This is a genomic window from Arcanobacterium sp. S3PF19, from assembly GCF_000758825.1.
Lineage (GTDB): Bacteria > Actinomycetota > Actinomycetes > Actinomycetales > Actinomycetaceae > Arcanobacterium_A.
The window spans coordinates 241,496-258,070 of the sequence record NZ_JRMX01000013.1 but is presented as its reverse complement, the minus strand read 5'-3'; the positions used below and the strand labels follow the sequence as shown (position 1 = coordinate 258,070).

Here is a 16,575-nt window from a genome sequence, read left to right as displayed (position 1 = left end):
TGACAATACGTCAAAATAATTTTACCTTTGCATTAGGTATCGACAACGGAGGAAAAATGGCATCAAATTCGCGCGGAATAGGCACAAGAAAGAAAATCGTAGAATCCGTAAAAGCCGAGATTATCGCCAAAGGCCCGGCAAAAACGTCAATCTCGGCCATTACGTCCAGGATCGGGATTACGCGTTCTCTGTTTTACCACTATTTTGCCGATAAGGAAGAAGCCGTTTCCGCGGCGCTTGACGCCGTAATCGACGATTTCGTGAACGACCTCATCCTGTGGGACAAAAAACACCGCTCCGCCGAAATCAACACCGCTCTCACTGACCTTGCCGAACTGCTGATTCACATCGTGCGTGAAGACGGCCCCTTCCGCGAGGGGCTTTCCCTCGGCGGCGGCGAAGACCTGTACCTGCGGTTTATGGACCGCACGGCACGCCAGATTTCCGCACATTTCACGCAGCTCGGCGCTTTGCGCGCACAGACGCAGAATACGGCACTGGAAAACATCGAAGACACCGTCTACGTTCTTCTGGTCGGACTGGTTGCACTGATCAGAACCACGCCCGACATCAGTGCCTCAACCGTAAGACTGCTCCTTGCGCAGTCTCTTCACGTCCAAAATTTCATTCGCTGACAATCCGTGCGAAAATAAATTGGGAAGGCCGGCGGATAATATTCGGCAGATGTGTGCGGCTTTTGCGGCTGCGGTATTCCGCGTGCGAAACTGCCGGCGCCCCATACGCTGCCGATGCGCCCCGGCCGGCACACACCGGCAGCGTCCCAGGCTGCCAAACAGCACGGAAGCAACCGGGAATCGCGCAGTAAAACAGACAGGCTTGTGCAAAACGTCCGGGGCCGGGAATCAATGGGGATTCCCGGCCCCGGACCTTATGTGCTGCACGCGTTTATCGTACGGCGGCGCAGGCCAAGAGCATACAAATCCGCGCACGGGAACGTACACAAAGTCACGCCAACCCGCACCCGCATACAAAGCAGAGACGGACACGCGCTTCTGTGCGGGCGGCGGTTTTAAAATTCGCCGCCCGCACGGGAAGCGGTTTTACTTCTGCCCGGAATCCGTTTTGCGGCGGGAGGCAAGCAGTGCGAGTGCCGCGCCCGCAAGAGCGGCTGCCGAAGCCGGCAGGATACCCATTTCCCCGGCCGCAAAACCCGTCTGCGCCAGAGTTTCTTTATTCGGCAGCTGCGGTTTCCCGTTTCGCCGCGCCGCAGACGTATTTGACCGGGGCACACTGCGCTGTGGCATAAACCGGTGTTCTTCCCGCGTCTGTGCATCCCGAAGTGCCGCAAGGGCAGCCTCTTTCGCTTTCAGCGCCAAATTCAGAGTATGCCGCGCACCGCGCAGTTCTTCGCGGGCAGCATTCACTCTGCTTTGCAGGGCACGCACATTTACAGCCGCCGCATCTGCCGCCATTACGGCGCTCCTGTAGGAGCGGTAAGAGGCATAAATCTCCTGAATCTGCCGTGCAGTGGAGGCAGAGGGGAAAACCGCGGCAGAGCGCATGGAAATGCCGGAGTGTATCTGCGAGGCAAGCCACTGCGCCAAAGGCGGCACGTCATCAACTGCCTGTTTGTCCCGCACAGCTTCACGGAGCGCCTGCTGCGCGGCCGTAAGTTTCCCCTGTGCCGCATTCAGCTCCGCTTCTGCTTTTTCACTTTCGGCTTTGGTTGCGTCGGCCTGTGCGGCAGCCTGCTTCAGTGCGGCGGCAGCCTCCCGCTGTTCCAAAAGCTTCGCCCGCAAATCCGCCACAGCCGCGTCAAGTTTCGCTTTTTCGGCTTTGGCCTGCGCAACCGCCTCTGTGGCGAGACGGAGATTTTCTTCCTCCTGCTTCAGATTCTGCACGGCCGAGTCTGCCTCGCGGCGGGCATCGCGCAACATGGGTTCGGCATCCCGCACGGCATTATCGGCACCTGTTTTCCGCGCCGCCGCCTGCTCCTTTTCCGCTTCTTCCGCGGCCGCTTTCTGCGCCGCCTTCTCTATATCCTGTTTTTGCGCGTCAAATTTTGCCAGTTCCTCCGTCGCGGCGGCATTGCGCTTTTGCGCTTCCCTCACGGCGCTCTGTTTTTTGGCAACTTCTTCGCCGGCATTGATTTTATTCTGATTCTGCTTCGCCACTTCGTTTGCGGCCTGCGCCCCCTGCGCTTCTCTTTTCTGTTTTTCTTTCTTCAGCTCTTCCAGCTTTTCTTCGGCCTGCTGTTTCTGCCGCGAAAGATTATCCGCTTTCTCCTGTGCTTTTCTGATGGTCTGCAGATCCTGCGGCACACCGCCCAGCGCTTTCGCCAGGTCCTTTTCCGCCTGCACCTGCTGTTGCACTATCGCCGCTATTTCGCTGTTTTTCGCCGAAACCGCAGCGTCCGCTTCCCTGACCGAATTCTGTTTTTCCTGCAGGGCCCGCGCCGCTTTTTCATACTGCGCATTCACGTCTTTTTGGGAAGAGAGGGCATTTTGCAGTTCGGATTCGGCGGCGGCCGCGCCTTCTTTTGCCGCCTCGGCTTCTTTTGCCGCCTGCACATAATCCTGATTTTCATTCAGCTCTTTTTGCAGCCTGTTCTTCAGCGCCAGAGCTTCCTTTACTTTCTGTTCCGCCACAGACAGTGCCTCCTGCGCGGCTTTCTGCTTCTGCTTCAGGACTTCGCTGTCCGCTTCCCTGCGCTTCAGCAGATCTGCGGCATTCTGTGCCTTCTCTTTCAGCTGCCGGACTTCGGCGCTCTTGCGCTCTGCCGCGAGCTGCGTATCTTTTATGTTGGTTTCGGCATCGCCGGCAGCCTGTTTTGCCTGCTGCACGCGGGCGGCATCCGGGGCGTTTTTATCCGCGGTCTGCCGGCGCAGTTCCGCTTCTTTACGCGCGGTTTCTCCGGCCGAAACCTTCGACTGTGCCAGATCCGCCGCTTTGCGTTTCAGCTCATGCTGCGCCTGCGCGGCCGACAGACGCTCACCGGCTTCCTGCCCGGCGCGCATTACGGCTGCCACGGCATTGTTTCTTTTTTCTTCGGCTTCTTTCTTTCGGGAATCTGTGGCATTCCGCAAATTTTTCAGCTCCGCATCCGCTTTGCCTGCCTGCGCTTCAATATCGGAAACCTTTTTTTCGGCGCGCGCGGCCGCTTTCTGCGCCTCACGCAGCGCATTTTCGGCGGCACGCAGCTTTTCCCCAATAGCATCGCGCGGCGAAACCGGGGCGGCAGCCGCCGGTGTATTACCCGTATGATTCGGCGCGGCAAACGCATCCGTTACACCAAGCGGAAACAGCACGGAGGCGCAGACGCCCGCCGTAAGAATTTTGGCTGTTTTCTTGCCTTGGTTACGCATATCTGAACTCCTTTTTCTGGAAACGGAAAATAATTCTCTTAAAATTAACACGTAAGGGCATTAGTGTAAATTTATTCGCCGCCCCCAAATGTGCATTTTTCCGGAAATAATTGCGGAAAAACATTTCACAAAAGAGTTTTCAGCACTCTCACCTGGTGTCTTACATCCGAAATACAATGCCTGAAATTTGTTCTCCATCGGCTTATTACTCTTTCGGCGCACACCCGTGCCCGGCCCGCACCCACACCCGGGCCGCAAACCTTTCCATTTCGGGCAACCGGGCAGCCATATGTTCCCTTATAGGCACACATCTGCCCTCCCGGTTGCCCGAAATAAACGGAAATTGAAAATACAGGCGGGCGCGGGCACAAAACAGCGGGGGCGGATATCCGCCCCCGCCAAATCAGATCAGCCTATTTTGCGTTTCCGCAGAGACAGGCCCATGCCGAGCAGACCGGCCGACAAAATGAGTATCGCCGAAACTCCGGCACCCGTTCTGACAAGCCTGTTTACTTTCACCGGCGTTTTGTCTGCACTCACGGAAGCTCCCGCTCCGGGCGCACCGCCGCCGGCAACACTGCCGTCTGCCGCCGGGCAGGTCACATCCACGCCCAGTCCCTGAACGGCACCGACCAATTCCGTTCCCGCTTCATTCTCCACGGTAAGCGGAATATGCACAGTCTGCCCCGCTCTCCCCGAGCACCGCACACGTGCGGAAACATCCGCCGGAGTATCCGTGTGCCCAATCCCGTCAGCGGTAACAATCGCACTGTACTGCGCGGCATTTGGGTCGTACAAAGTATTGTTGACCGAAGCAGTCACACTGTTCGCGCCGAATTTAACCGTCACTTTCTCCACCCGAGGCTCACCCACACCGGAGAACGACAGTCCGCGCAGCGACACTTTCGCTTTCACCATACCGTCTTTTAACGGTTCTTCCTTCACACTCACACCCACGGAGGATTTGGCCTTCCGCGGCTGCACGTTCTGATTCTTTTCCAGGTACTGCCCAAACCACTCGCGGTCCAGCCTGTTGGGAACAGTGCGTTTGGAAGCTTTTACCTCCGGGTCGCCGAAAGCCGTAAAAGAGTCCCCTCCCGAAAGAAGAAAACTGCTTCCCGCAACCGTGTATTTCGCCTGCGGATCAATCAATTTTCCGTCAATCAGAACCGAAGTGATCCGCTGCCCTCTTTCGCGCGCCGGATCATAGGTGTATTTCACGTTGGAAGAGAAATTAAGCTTCAGCATCGGACGGCTTGATTTGGCATCCAGTTCTTTCCACTGCTGCTCAAGAAGTTTTTGGAACTGTGCGCCCGTCATCGTCACATAATTGATTTCGTTACTCCAGGGCATAACCTTAAAAACGTCCCCGACAGTTATTTTCCCGCTATCCGTTGCCAGGTCCGAGCGTATATCGCCGGCAACAACAACTCCGATGTCGATCGGCCTGTTATCCAAAGTCCGGAAGCTGTTTTTCATCACGTCGCCGATCAGACCGCCCAAAGTGGACTCGGCTCCCCGGTTTTCGCCCTTTACATGATTGGCGTCTTCCTGGGACGCGCGGTAGAACTTACCCGCTTTGGAAGTAATCACCGTATTTTTAATCGATTCGGACTTCGCCGCGGCCGCATCCGTCACGGCTTTCACCTGCGGATCGTCCCCACATTTCTTCACTTCGGCGGCGGGAATGCGCACTGCCGCCGAATCCACCACTTTCCCGGCTTTCCTGTCGTACTTCAGCTGCAGGTTTGCGAGGTTGTCGGTGAAAGATCCCGAGGCAACGGCCGACAGGATATTCCCTTCCGCGCCTCTGACTTTCGTGAAGTAATACGGTTTATGGGTATCCCCGCCCATTAATCCGTCCACGTATTTGCCCATCTGCGGATAGGAACGCTCCACGTCGTTGTCAAACATGGCAATCACCACGTCTGCCTTCACTTTTTCGGTGCCCGTCGAACCGTCCGCCCCGGTCACATAACCGCCAACGGTTTTCAGCTCCCGGGCCAGATCGTTGATTACCGGAACGGGCTTGGCAAATGTGAGCGAATCTACCGTGCCGGGGAACAGCTTCGTTGCCACGTCGTCTTCAATCGCCCCGATAAAAGCAACCTTCACTCCCGAAGGGGACTGCCACATCCGGTAATTTTTAAGATAAGTCCCCATCCCCGATATATTCGCTCCCAGATACGGGAAATTTATCTTTGCGTAATGCGTGGGGTCGCTGCCGTCAATTCGCGCTTTAAGCACGTCAAGACCCTTGTCGAATTCGTGGTTCCCGATTGTGGAGGCAAACACGCCCATTTTGTTCAGCGCTTCTACAGTCGGATTGTCGTTCTGCGTTCCCGAAGTAAAAGGGGAAGCACCGATATTGTCTCCGAGCAGCGTAAACTGCGAATCCGGATTGGCTTTCCGCGCTTTTCCGAGGTAGCAGGCCATATGCGACAGACCCGCCTCCGAAGTGTATTTATCGAATACCGGCTCAATATGGCCGTGAATATCCGTAAGATTATACAGATCGAGCGTCACGATATCCGACTGCTGCGAACCGCCTGCACCGGCCGTCTGCGTATCGGCTGCCGCAGGAACGCCGACCGCACCCGCAGCCGCCGCCACGGCCATCATTGCTCCGATTTTTTTCAGTGTCCTCATTGGCACTTCTCCTTAAGTTTGTTATTTCACGCCGACCTAATACGGTTTTCGACTGTTTTGCCGGCGCAAAATAGGCTTTGAACAGATAATACACGGTTTTATGCCGAATAACACATGCGAGGCACCCACCCCCGAATTCTCCGTTTTTATCGAAATCGCGCCGAACATCCCGGGCATAGGGCAAGCGCACACACTTCGGCAGAAATCCTTTCCCGCAGATACTTGTTTCCTTTCCCGCGGAGTGGTACCGTGAAACATCGGGTAAACGGCAGTGAAGCCTGCTCATACACTTTCATTCAATATCAAAACAAAGGATTTCACATGGCAAATGTTGAAATGACCGGCATTGAAATCGTGCAGGATGCGGAACGCACCGCAAAACCACGCAACCTTTTCCTGCCCTGGTTCGCCTCCAATATCTCCGTTTTCGGGATGAGCTACGGCGCATGGATTCTCGGATTCGGAATTTCTTTCCGGCAGGCGGCTGTGGTTGCCATTGTCGGCGTCATTCTTTCTTTCGCGATCTGCGGCGTAATTGCCCTGGGCGGAAAACGCGGTTCGGTACCGACGATGGTTATGTCCCGCTCCGCGTTCGGAGTCAACGGCGCAAAGATACCGGGCATCATCTCCTGGTTTGTCTCCATCGGCTGGGAAACTTCCCTCGCGATTACCGCGGTGCTTGCCACAAACACGATTCTTTCCCGACTCGGCTGGGCCGGGGAAAATTCCACCACCGTGAAAATTATTGCCGCCGCGCTGGTAGCGGCACTGATTGTGCTCGGCGCCGTGGCAGGCTACCACATCATTATGAAAATGCAGGCCTGGCTGACATGGATCACGGGAATCATCACAATTATCTATGTTTTCCTTGTTGTGCCGCACATTGATTGGACCACACTTACATCCCTGCCCAACGGCTCTCTGCCGGCCATGATCGGCGCACTCGTGATGGTAATGACGGGCATGGGCCTGGGATGGGTGAATATCGCCGCCGACTGGGCACGCTACCAGCGTCGGGACGCACGCGGATCGCAGATCGTGTTCTGGAATACCTTCGGCGGATCTCTCGGGCCCGTTGTTCTGATCACTTTCGGTCTGATGCTCGCGGGCTCGGATCAGAAACTGGCGGAAGGAATCGGGATTGATCCGGTCGGATCCCTGGCAACCATCCTGCCCACATGGTTCCTCATTCCCTTCCTGATCACGGCGATTCTTTCTCTCCTGTCGGGAGCGATCAACGGTATCTATTCCTCCGGACTGACCCTTCTGACTCTGGGAATTAAAATTCCGCGTCCGCTCGCCTCACTTATCGACGGTGCGATTCTTACGGCAGGCACAATCTACGTCACTTTCTTTTCCCCGACGTTTATCGGCCCGTTCCAGTCTTTCCTTGTCACCTTGGGTGTGCCTTTGGCGGCATGGACGGGAATCATGATGGCCGATATTACTCTGCGCAGGAAAGACTACGACGAGACCGCGCTGTTTGACCCCCGGGGACGTTACGGGAGCTACAATCCGGCCGCGTTGGTAATTCTGGTTGTCTGCTGCGTCCTCGGCTGGGGGCTTGTGGTGAACGGCTACTCCGATGCATCTTTCAATAACTGGCAGGGTTACCTTCTCCGCTTTATCGGTGGGAAGGAAGGCCCCTGGGGAGGCGGCAACATCGGCGTAATTCTCGCCCTTGCCGTCGGCTACATTGCCTATTTCGCAGTTTGCGGAAACCGCGTACGGCGGCAGGAAAAGTAAACATCCGCTGTGGCGGCAAAATCGGCTGCGATTTTGCCGCCACAGTCAAAACCGGACAGAATTAAAACAGATCATTTACCGTCGAACCGAGATTATTATGTGTGACCAACGAAAAGAAGCCCTTGCCTACTGTTTCCCCAAAGAACCTGCCGAGGCGGAGCGGATTATTGAAGATGCCCGGTATATAACCGAAAAAACGGGCGTAAAACAGCATGATTTACTTCTCGTGCTGGGTTCGGGTCTGGTAAATACAATCTGCGGTCTGGGCACCGAACGGATTCGGATTCCCATTTCGGATCTCGCTTCCGTTCCCGTACCCGCCGCCGAAGGGCACGGGAAAGAACTTGTTTCCCTGGATGTAAAACACGGCGGCAAAACACATCACCTGCTTGTCTGCACAGGGCGTTCGCATCTTTATGAGGGATACGATCCGCAGCTGTTGTGCAGATTGGCAAGAATTTGCGCAATGACGGGAGTCAAAGCGGCTTTTCTTACCAATGCGGGCGGCTGCCTGCACGACTGGAATCTCGGCGACGTTATGGCGATCACCGACCATGTTAATCTGTCGGGGGCGTCACCCTTTAACGGGCCGGTGTTCGTCGATATCTGGCAGATATGGGATGCCGAACTGACGGCCGCATTGCGCCGTCATACTTCGAGAGAAGGAATATACGCTATTTTGCGCGGACCCGAATTCCAGACCAAAGCCGAGTCGGTTATGATGCGCAGCAACGGTATCGATATGGTAGGTATGAGTACAATTCTTGAGGCGATCGCCCTGCATCAGCTGGGTGTGAGAGTGTGCGGCATATCCGTCACATCGGATCTGTCATTTAGCGATACGCCGACCGAGCACAATGCGGTGCTGAATGCCGTGCGGAATTCTCTTCCGTGTGTGCGTGAATGCGTCCTCTCCGTACTGGATAAAATAGGCTGATCTTCCGCCGTTGCCGTTGCCGATTCCTTTCCGTTCATTTCGGGCAACCCGGCGGCGCCATGTTCCCATATAGACGCACATCTTCCCGCACGGTTGCCCGAAACGGACAAAACCGCGGCAACACCAAACCCTGGCACACAACACACGGCACACTTATCCACAGAATTAAAATTGTGAGTATCTCCTTTTGCAAAAAATAATTACCATCCGCATATGGTATTTTTTGACTGCAACAAAGGAATTTTCACACGCAGAGAGCTCGCAGATATCGGGATCACAAATTCCCGCCATATTCGCGAAATGACGGCAAAGGGACAGCTGACAAAAATAAGACACGGATTTTACGCAACGGCAAACAGCAATCAAAAAGCGGTAACGGCTGTCCGTCTGCATGGTTCACTGGGCTGTCTGAGCGCATTGCGGGAACACGGGCTGTGGGTACCGCCGGAATCCGGATTGCATGTTACTGTGTCATCGCATAGTCACCACATACCAAAATCCGGACAGTGCAGCTCCGCACTGATCATTCATCGTAAGAACAGACGATTTATTTCACCGATTGACCCGCCCGAAACAGCACTTGCAGACGCCTGTTTTTTCCATGACTGCGAAACAGCCGCAATCGTTTTCGAATCGGCACTCAGAAAAAATCTGCTTTCTCAAAGCGGACAAAGAAGAATATTTAACACCATGCAGATCAAGAAGAAAAACCGTCTCTCCCCGATTCTGAATAATCTCAGCGAATCCGGCAGCGAAACCAGATTTAAACTGTTCTTACATTCTCTGCGCATCCCTTACCGTCAGCAGGTTTGGATACCCAATGTAGGAAGAGTGGATTTCCTGGTCGGACGCAGTCTGATTGTTGAGATAGACAGCAAATCCTTTCATAGCAAAGAAGCGGACTATCATCGGGACTGCGTCCGAAATATGCATTCAATGCAGGCGGGATACAGTGTACTGCGTTTAAGTTACCGCCAGATCTGGTTCTCGTGGGAAAACACAAAACAGGAAATAGGCTGTTTCCTGCGTAAGAAAAGTTATCGTTAGCCCATTTTCCGTTCATTTCGGGCAACCGTGCGGGAAGATGTGCGTCTATATGGGAAGATGACGCCGCCGGGTTGCCCGAAATGAACAAAACCGCGGCGGCAGCCAAACCCCACACACCACAAGAGCGGCAACAAAAGAGGTCCACCGCCTTTCAGCGGTGGACCCCGGAAAAGTTTTCGCAGCTTATTCGGCTGCGGCCTCTTCTGCTGCTTCCGCAGTCTCCTCGGCCGCAGCTTCCGCCGCGGGTTCGTCTTTCACCGCAGCCGCTTCCGGCTTAACGGCAGCCGGCTTTGCGCCCGCCACGGGCTCCAGCACAAGAGAAATCTCGGCAAGAGGGGCATTGTCCCCCTTACGCGCCGGGAGTTTCACAATCCTGGTATATCCGCCGTTGCGGTCCGCAAACTTCGGCGCAAGTTCTTCAAACAGAACATAGGCGGATTCACGGTCGCGCAGAACCTTCAGCGCAAGACGGCGATTATATGTATCGCCCTTCTTGGCCTTCGTGATCAGCTTTTCCATGTAGGGGCGTACACGCTTGGCTTTGGCTTCGGTCGTTACCACCGCTTCATTGTGAATGAGCTGCTTGCACAGATTGGCGATAATCAGACGCTCATGCGCCGGGGAGCCTCCCAGACGCGCACCCTTTGTGGGCTTAGGCATTTTTTCTCCTATAAGTCTTGTCTTTGCAGATTTTACTGCAAACCGTCACTAAAATTCATCGAATAGTCATCGCCGCCGAATCCTGCCATGAATCCCGGAGGCGAATCCTTCAGACGCAAATCCAGCTTCGCCAGCTCGTCTTTCACGTCTTCAATCGACTTCGCACCAAAGTTGCGAATATCGAGCAAATCGGCTTCCGAACGAAGCACCAGTTCACCGATAGTATGAATTCCTTCACGCTGCAGGCAGTTCTGCGAACGGGCCGGAAGATTCAAAATAGTGATCGGACGCTGCAGATCGGAAGACTGCTGCTCCTGCACGGGCGCTTCTTTCAGCTCCAGACCTTCCACTTCTTCGTTCAGCTCGGTGCACAGACCGAATAATTCAACGAGGGTCTTGCCCGCAGACGCAAAAGCATCGCGCGGAGCCATCGAAGGCTTCGTTTCCACATCGACAACCAGCTTGTCAAAATCGGTGCGCTGTCCCACACGGGTCGCTTCTACCTTGTAAGACACCTTAACCACCGGCGAATAAATGGAGTCGATCGGAATCCTTCCGATTTCGTAATCCGGAGAGTTGTTCTGCTGCGCCGAAACATATCCTCTGCCGCGTTCAACCGTCAAATCTACTTCAATCTTGCCTTTTTCGTTCAGAGTGGCAATCACCAAATCCGGATTGTGTATTTCCACTCCGGCAGGGGGCGTAATATCCGAAGCCAGAACTTCGCCGGGTCCCTGCTTGCGCAGATACATCAAAACCGGTTCGTCGTGCTCCGAAGTAACAACCAGTTCTTTCAGATTGAGGATTATTTCGGCAACATCTTCCTTACACCCTTCGATTGTGGAAAATTCGTGCAGTACGCCGTCAATGTGCACGGATGTCACGGCGGAACCCGGAATCGAGCTCAGCAGCGTGCGGCGAAGCGAATTTCCCAGGGTGTAACCGAATCCCGGTTCCAGCGGATTAAGCGTAAACCGTGAACGGGTCTCGGAAACCTTCTCTTCAGTCAGCGTGGGACGCTGTTCGATAATCACTGTTTTTCCTTTCACGGACGACCACTATATGACGTCCAATTTCGTTTCAGACCTTTCGGTCGCAATGGCATCGACTGCCGGAAGGGAATATTCCCGAAAAATCAAACGCGGCGCCGCTTGGGAGGACGGCATCCGTTGTGTGCCTGCGGAGTTACATCGGAAATGGAGGTAACTTCCAGGCCTGAAGCGGTCAGTGAACGAATAGCTGTTTCGCGGCCGGAACCCGGTCCTTTCACAAATACGTCTACTTTCTTCATCCCGTGATCCATTGCACGGCGGGCAGCATTCTCGGCAGCCAGCTGGGCGGCGTAGGGAGTCGATTTGCGCGAACCCTTAAATCCGACCATGCCCGAAGAGCAGGCCGCAATAACTTCACCGTTGGGATCGGTAATGGAAACAATCGTATTGTTGAAGGTAGATTTGATATGCGCCTGACCTACAGCAATATTTTTACGCGCATTCCGCCGCGGACGGCGGGACTGTGTCTTTGGGGGCATTCTTTATTCTCCTGAAAATCGTCGATTCTCACCTAAGTGGAACTGCTTACTTCTTCTTACCTGCTACGGTACGCTTCGGACCCTTGCGGGTACGGGCATTGGTCTTGGTCCGCTGGCCGTGTACGGGCAGACCGCGGCGGTGACGCAGACCCTGATAACATCCGATTTCAACCTTGCGGCGAATATCCGCCTGGATTTCGCGACGCAGATCGCCTTCAACCTTGAAGTTCTCATCGATGTAATTCTTGAGTTTGACCAAGTCATTTTCAGTGAGATCTTTAACGCGTGTGTCGGGATTTACGCCGGTAGCGGCAAGTGCCTGCCCGGAACGTGTACGCCCGATACCAAAAATATACGTGAGTGCAATTTCCACCCGCTTTTCACGGGGCAAATCAACACCTGAAAGACGTGCCATCAGATTGGCTCCTCTGTGTCATTCCGAAGGTGTGGAACACTGCCATCCCGGTTTTCCGAGCCCCGGCCTTCGGACCGGAGGTTGCTTCCGCGGAAGCCGGCAGTGTTGTTGTTTACGTTCCCTACAGGGAATTGCCGGGTTTAACCCTGGCGCTGCTTATGCCGCGGATTAGAGTCGCAGATGACCATAACGCGGCCGTGACGGCGAATGATTTTGCAATGGTCGCAAATTCGCTTCACGCTTGGTTTGACCTTCATATGTCTTTTCCTCTGCCCTATTTTCTAGAACATTATTTCTGTGCGGAGACGGTTTACCGGTTACTTGTACCGGTAAACGATGCGGCCGCGGTTCAGATCGTAGGGCGTAAGCTCTACGACAACGCGGTCGTTGGGAAGGATCTTGATGTAGTGCTGACGCATTTTGCCGGAGATGTATCCGAGCACGACGTGCCCGTTTTCCAGCTCGACGTTAAACATCGCATTCGGCTTCGCTTCAATTACGGTGCCTTCTACCTCGATGACGCCTTCTTTTTTACCCATGTTCCCCGCTTCTTCGGTTTCTTGCTTGCCGCCGCGGACCCCAAAAGACCGCGGCACCGGCACACTGCGCTTTTGGGCGCAAAGTACCAACAATCAATTCTATGTGAATCCGAAAGGAAAAACAAAAGGGAATACGGTGTATCCCGTCACTTTGGACGTTTGAATTTTATTTTCCGCCCTGCGCCGGAAGAAAAACAGCCGGCAGGGCGGAAAAACCGGGGGTCGGAGGGGCGCGGCAGATGTCTGCCGCGCCCCTCCGACCCCAAAATAATCCTCAGCAGGCTGCCGGTATATTATGCGCGGTGTTTTCCGGTTCTTCTGCCGAAAAGAATTCCCGCGCCCGTTGCCAGGGAAGCCGCCGACAGCGCACCCAGCATCACGGTAGCATACCCGGTTTGGGGCAAACGCCCGGCAGCGGATACGGATGCCCCGCGCATTCCCCGTTTGCCCGCCAAATGCGCGGCAGACGGGTGTGAACCGTTTTGCGGCAGATATGCCTCAAAGACAAACTGCGCCCGCTCTCCCCAACTGTTTGTGGCCGTTACCGTATGCCGCGACAGTTCAAACGGCGTCTTTACTTTCACCGTGAAAGAACCGGATCCGTCGGCAGTGAACACGCCCAGAACAACCGGCGTGGAGGCAAGCACCACCGTATTCTTCGTGTACGGACTGAAACCGGTAAATGTGACCGTGAATTCCGCTCCGGGAACGTATTTCGCTCTCCCGCCTGCCCACGCGCCGCCGCTTACCGCTTTTTGCCGGCGGTGATACGGAGCAAAGGCGGCTTTTGCCGCATTCAGGGCGGTTTCCTTTTCTTCCAGCACACGCGTCTTCTCAGCCAGTTCGGCCTGCGCCCGGCCCAGGGCCGCAGCTGCCGTCTCAGCTGTGCGTTTCGCATTTTCCGCGGCCGCCGAAGCTGCCGCAATACGCTCGCGGGCGGCGGAAATTTCGGCCGTGGCACGGACTTTGTCCGCCTGCGCGGCGCTCACCTCCGCCTGCGCGGCGCTCAGCTCGGCCTGCGCGGCACTCTGCCGTTCGCGCGCCTGCAAAGCGGCGGCATTCAGGGCTGCCAGCGGCGCGAGCGCAGCTTCTTTTGTACTCTTTTCCCCGTTTGCCGTTTCCAGATCCGTTTTTGCCTGCCGCACGGCATTATCCGCCTGCACGCAGGCTTCACGGAGAGCATCGAGATTAGCCTCTGCATCCTGCCGTTCTTTTTCGAGCTTCTGCCACTGCGCGGTTAATTCGTTCACGGTTTTTTCGGCAGATGCGGCTTCTTTCCCGGCACTTTCCAGGGCCGCAGCTGCCGCGGCAACCGCACTGCCGCCCTCAATCCGGCTCAGTTCAGTTTGCTTCGTGCGCAGATTGCCTTCCGCTTCCTGCACTGCCGCTTTTGCCTTATTCACTCCGGCGGCGGGCTCTGCGAGATCCGCCTGCTTCTGCCGCACCGTCTCATCTGCGGCCCGCACCTGCGTATCTGCGGCAGTGTGCTGCTCCTGTGCGGCCGAAACTTTCCCTTCCAACATGCTCAGCTGCTGCTGTGCAGTGTCCGCATCCTGCCGAAGTGCGGAGACCTGCGCCTCGTATTCCGCAATCTTTGCGGGATCCGGAACGTTGTGCGCCGCGGCCCCGGCCGCTTCCCGTACGGCTTTCTCCTGCAGTGTCACGGCAGTTTCGGCTTCCCTTACACTCTGCTCGGCAGAAAGATAACGCTGCCGCGCCTGCTGCGGATCAACGGAATTGTAATACTTCATAAAGCGTTCGGTGTATTCGTCCAACGTGAACGTTTTTCCTGTTTCGTTATAATCCAGCACCATTGAGTGAACATATCCGTAGTGGCCCGGGCGAAGTGCATACCCGATCACTTTTGAATCGTATTTGGGGATATTTCCGCCCCACATCAGATCGTCAACCAGGTTCGTATAGTGCCCGACCTGTTCACCCTTCCCCGCGGCAGCCGCGGCGGCGTCCATTTCCGTACGCGACTTCTTTCCTTCTTTGCGCATTCTGTCGAATATAACTTTTTCTTCGTCCCACCAACCGTCAAGGGAACCCATCATTTTTCCGCCGAATTCTTCCGACGTCTTCATCGAAGGGCCCCAATACAGATCCTCAAAAGGCGGATTGTACGCAACGGAATGACCGATATATTCGGCTGAGTAATTGGCATTTGTCTGCGCGACGGCCATCACAAAATCGTTCACGCCGAGCACCGAAAGATGCCGGCCGTCTATTCCCCCGTCTTTCTGACGTTTTGCGTTTACTTCTTTTGCCAGCTCCAGAGCGGTTTTCATCCGTTCGAGCGTGCGGGAGTCCTTCTCGCCCGCGTTCCTGGTGGGCTCCAAATAGCTGTCGCCTTTTTGCGTTTGTTTTTCCGTCTCAAATACGGCCAGAGCAGCCTTGGCGCCTTCTTTTTCCTTTTCGTCCAGGGAATGGGCAAGTGTGTATTCAAAGAAACCCTTTGCGCCTTTGGCAAATTCCGCCTGCGCGCCGTCCGCCTGTTTCTTTGCCTCGTCCGCCGCGCCGCGGGCACGCGTCAGAACGTCCTGTTTCTCCCGCAGTTTTTCCTGCTCGGCTGCCAATTTTGCGGCGGCTTGCGCAGAAGGCGAGGTTCCTTTGCGCGCCGCAGCCAGTTTTTGCTCCGCAGCGGAAAGCTCCGTCTTTTTACCTTCCAGTATTTCCTTCTGCTTTTCCGCGGCCTGCCGGGCATTGTTCAGATCTTTCAGCGCCGATTCAAGCTTCGCTTTTGCGTTTTGCGCACCGGTTTGGGCTTCTTTCAGTGCGGCATCGGCCTGCGAATATTTGGTTTCCGCAGCCGTAAGTTTTTGTTTCTCCGCTTCCAGCTGCGTCTGCGCGGCGGAAACCGCTTCCTGCGCCTCTTTCAGTTTCGGACCGGCTTCGTCACGCAGCTTTTTCAAAGCCTCGGTTTTCTCCGCAACCAACGCGGTTTTTTCCCTCAGCGCGGTTTCGGCTGAAACCTTTGCCTCTTTTGCTTTCTGCTCTTTGACTTTTGCGGCATCCAGCGCGGTTTCGGCGCCGGCACTTTCTGTTTTTGCCCCGTCCGCTTTCAGCTGCGCGGCCTTATATTTCGCTTCGGCCTCCCGGGCGTCCTCTTCCGCTTTCTTTGCGGCATTCTGCGCTTCATGCAATGCGTTTTCGTCGGGGAACGGATTGTCCGCCACGCCCTGTTTTGCCGCCTGCGCATTCTTTTCCGCCGTTTCCCGGCGCGTCTGTGCCTGCTTTATCCGTTCCGATACCCGCAGATCATGTTTTTGTGCGTCTTCCAGGGACGTCTTTGCCCTCTGCCCATCCTTTTCCGCGCTTTGCACGGCGCTGTGCGCAGCTGCTGCGGCAGAAGCGGCGGAATCCGCCTTTTCCTTTGCCTTCCGCACATTTTCCGCAGCCGCCTGCCTTGCTTTTTCGGCGCGCTCCAGATCGGCGGCCGTCTTTTCTTTCAGATTCTCCCCCTCTGCAGGAAGCGCGACACCCTGCGCGGACTGCCCGGCCGAAGGCGTATCCGAAGCAGCGGTGTTTTGAACAGAATCAGCGGCCGCAAAAGCCAGGGGCGTTGCGGCCATCGTACCCGCAGCCAGCGAAGCTGCCGCAGCCTTGGCGGCAGTACGGGAAAACAGTGTCTTTTTCTTGTCGGGCATATTTTCTGCTCCTTGTGTGTACGAAAGGTGGGTCACGGAAAAATTATAATCGGAGAAAAGTAAATTTTTGAAATT

13 protein-coding genes and 1 pseudogene are annotated in these 16,575 nt (G+C 55.4%); 5 read left to right on the top strand and 9 right to left on the bottom strand.

The window, feature by feature from the left end; translation table 11 throughout:
- Positions 1 to 56: 56 nt before the first annotated feature.
- A complete protein-coding gene (locus HMPREF1631_RS07170; RefSeq protein WP_034232578.1) occupies positions 57 to 635 on the top strand; it encodes a TetR/AcrR family transcriptional regulator in 579 nt (192 codons plus the stop codon).
- Between the two features lie 426 nt (positions 636 to 1,061).
- Here the strand turns inward: HMPREF1631_RS07170 and HMPREF1631_RS03815 are convergent, their stop codons facing one another.
- Both HMPREF1631_RS03815 and HMPREF1631_RS03810 read right to left on the bottom strand, forming a co-directional pair.
- Positions 1,062 to 3,326 carry a hypothetical protein gene (locus tag HMPREF1631_RS03815; protein ID WP_034232574.1) on the bottom strand — a complete coding sequence of 755 codons (2,265 nt, stop codon included), beginning with the start codon at positions 3,324 to 3,326 and terminating at the stop codon, positions 1,062 to 1,064.
- 408 nt (positions 3,327 to 3,734) lie between these two features.
- Entirely contained in the window at positions 3,735 to 5,975 is a 2,241-nt protein-coding gene (locus HMPREF1631_RS03810) for a bifunctional UDP-sugar hydrolase/5'-nucleotidase (protein ID WP_052047037.1), read from the bottom strand.
- A gap of 321 nt (positions 5,976 to 6,296) precedes the next feature.
- On the opposite strand from HMPREF1631_RS03810, the gene HMPREF1631_RS03805 reads away from it, so the two are divergent.
- From HMPREF1631_RS03805 to HMPREF1631_RS07230, 4 genes and pseudogenes are all read left to right on the top strand, one after another.
- Positions 6,297 to 7,721: a cytosine permease gene (locus HMPREF1631_RS03805; RefSeq protein ID WP_034232572.1), complete on the top strand. Its 1,425-nt coding sequence runs from the start codon at positions 6,297 to 6,299 to the stop codon at positions 7,719 to 7,721.
- Positions 7,722 to 7,818: 97 nt separating this feature from the next.
- The gene (locus tag HMPREF1631_RS03800) at positions 7,819 to 8,658 is read left to right on the top strand and encodes a purine-nucleoside phosphorylase (RefSeq protein WP_034232570.1); all 840 of its coding nucleotides are present in this window, start codon (positions 7,819 to 7,821) and stop codon (positions 8,656 to 8,658) included.
- A gap of 213 nt (positions 8,659 to 8,871) precedes the next feature.
- A pseudogene (locus HMPREF1631_RS07300) lies at positions 8,872 to 8,994 on the top strand (type IV toxin-antitoxin system AbiEi family antitoxin domain-containing protein); the annotation flags it as partial.
- A 354-nt stretch (positions 8,995 to 9,348) separates the two neighbouring features.
- A complete protein-coding gene (locus tag HMPREF1631_RS07230; protein WP_232215420.1) occupies positions 9,349 to 9,705 on the top strand; it encodes an endonuclease domain-containing protein in 357 nt (118 codons plus the stop codon).
- Between the two features lie 183 nt (positions 9,706 to 9,888).
- Here HMPREF1631_RS07230 and rplQ read toward each other — a convergent pair whose 3' ends face one another.
- The 7 genes from rplQ to HMPREF1631_RS06810 all read right to left on the bottom strand — a co-directional run bounded on the left by rplQ (position 9,889) and on the right by HMPREF1631_RS06810 (position 16,500).
- The gene (gene rplQ, locus HMPREF1631_RS03790) at positions 9,889 to 10,365 is read right to left on the bottom strand and encodes a 50S ribosomal protein L17 (RefSeq protein ID WP_034232564.1); all 477 of its coding nucleotides are present in this window, start codon (positions 10,363 to 10,365) and stop codon (positions 9,889 to 9,891) included.
- 32 nt (positions 10,366 to 10,397) lie between these two features.
- Positions 10,398 to 11,399 (bottom strand): DNA-directed RNA polymerase subunit alpha, encoded by a 1,002-nt coding sequence (locus HMPREF1631_RS03785; protein WP_034232832.1) that lies wholly within the window; start codon positions 11,397 to 11,399, stop codon positions 10,398 to 10,400.
- Positions 11,400 to 11,500: 101 nt separating this feature from the next.
- Positions 11,501 to 11,896, bottom strand: coding sequence for a 30S ribosomal protein S11 (gene rpsK, locus HMPREF1631_RS03780; protein ID WP_034232562.1), 396 nt, complete (start codon positions 11,894 to 11,896; stop codon positions 11,501 to 11,503).
- 46 nt (positions 11,897 to 11,942) lie between these two features.
- Entirely contained in the window at positions 11,943 to 12,311 is a 369-nt protein-coding gene (gene rpsM / locus HMPREF1631_RS03775; RefSeq protein ID WP_034232560.1) for a 30S ribosomal protein S13, read from the bottom strand.
- A 140-nt stretch (positions 12,312 to 12,451) separates the two neighbouring features.
- Complete coding sequence (gene rpmJ / locus HMPREF1631_RS06985) at positions 12,452 to 12,568, bottom strand: 50S ribosomal protein L36 (RefSeq protein ID WP_084707396.1); 117 nt, start codon at positions 12,566 to 12,568, stop codon at positions 12,452 to 12,454.
- A gap of 60 nt (positions 12,569 to 12,628) precedes the next feature.
- Positions 12,629 to 12,850: a translation initiation factor IF-1 gene (infA, locus tag HMPREF1631_RS03770; RefSeq protein ID WP_034232558.1), complete on the bottom strand. Its 222-nt coding sequence runs from the start codon at positions 12,848 to 12,850 to the stop codon at positions 12,629 to 12,631.
- 293 nt (positions 12,851 to 13,143) lie between these two features.
- Entirely contained in the window at positions 13,144 to 16,500 is a 3,357-nt protein-coding gene (locus HMPREF1631_RS06810) for a hypothetical protein (RefSeq protein ID WP_052047035.1), read from the bottom strand.
- Positions 16,501 to 16,575 lie beyond the last annotated feature (75 nt).

Coding starts and splice junctions, on each gene's coding strand:
- HMPREF1631_RS07170 (WP_034232578.1), top strand. CDS start 57: ATGGCATCAAATTCGCGCGGAATAGGCACAAGAAAGAAAATCGTAGAA.
- HMPREF1631_RS03815 (WP_034232574.1), bottom strand. CDS start 3,326: ATGCGTAACCAAGGCAAGAAAACAGCCAAAATTCTTACGGCGGGCGTC.
- HMPREF1631_RS03810 (WP_052047037.1), bottom strand. CDS start 5,975: ATGAGGACACTGAAAAAAATCGGAGCAATGATGGCCGTGGCGGCGGCT.
- HMPREF1631_RS03805 (WP_034232572.1), top strand. CDS start 6,297: ATGGCAAATGTTGAAATGACCGGCATTGAAATCGTGCAGGATGCGGAA.
- HMPREF1631_RS03800 (WP_034232570.1), top strand. CDS start 7,819: ATGTGTGACCAACGAAAAGAAGCCCTTGCCTACTGTTTCCCCAAAGAA.
- HMPREF1631_RS07230 (WP_232215420.1), top strand. CDS start 9,349: ATGCAGATCAAGAAGAAAAACCGTCTCTCCCCGATTCTGAATAATCTC.
- rplQ (WP_034232564.1), bottom strand. CDS start 10,365: ATGCCTAAGCCCACAAAGGGTGCGCGTCTGGGAGGCTCCCCGGCGCAT.
- rpsK (WP_034232562.1), bottom strand. CDS start 11,896: ATGCCCCCAAAGACACAGTCCCGCCGTCCGCGGCGGAATGCGCGTAAA.
- rpsM (WP_034232560.1), bottom strand. CDS start 12,311: ATGGCACGTCTTTCAGGTGTTGATTTGCCCCGTGAAAAGCGGGTGGAA.
- rpmJ (WP_084707396.1), bottom strand. CDS start 12,568: ATGAAGGTCAAACCAAGCGTGAAGCGAATTTGCGACCATTGCAAAATC.
- infA (WP_034232558.1), bottom strand. CDS start 12,850: ATGGGTAAAAAAGAAGGCGTCATCGAGGTAGAAGGCACCGTAATTGAA.
- HMPREF1631_RS06810 (WP_052047035.1), bottom strand. CDS start 16,500: ATGCCCGACAAGAAAAAGACACTGTTTTCCCGTACTGCCGCCAAGGCT.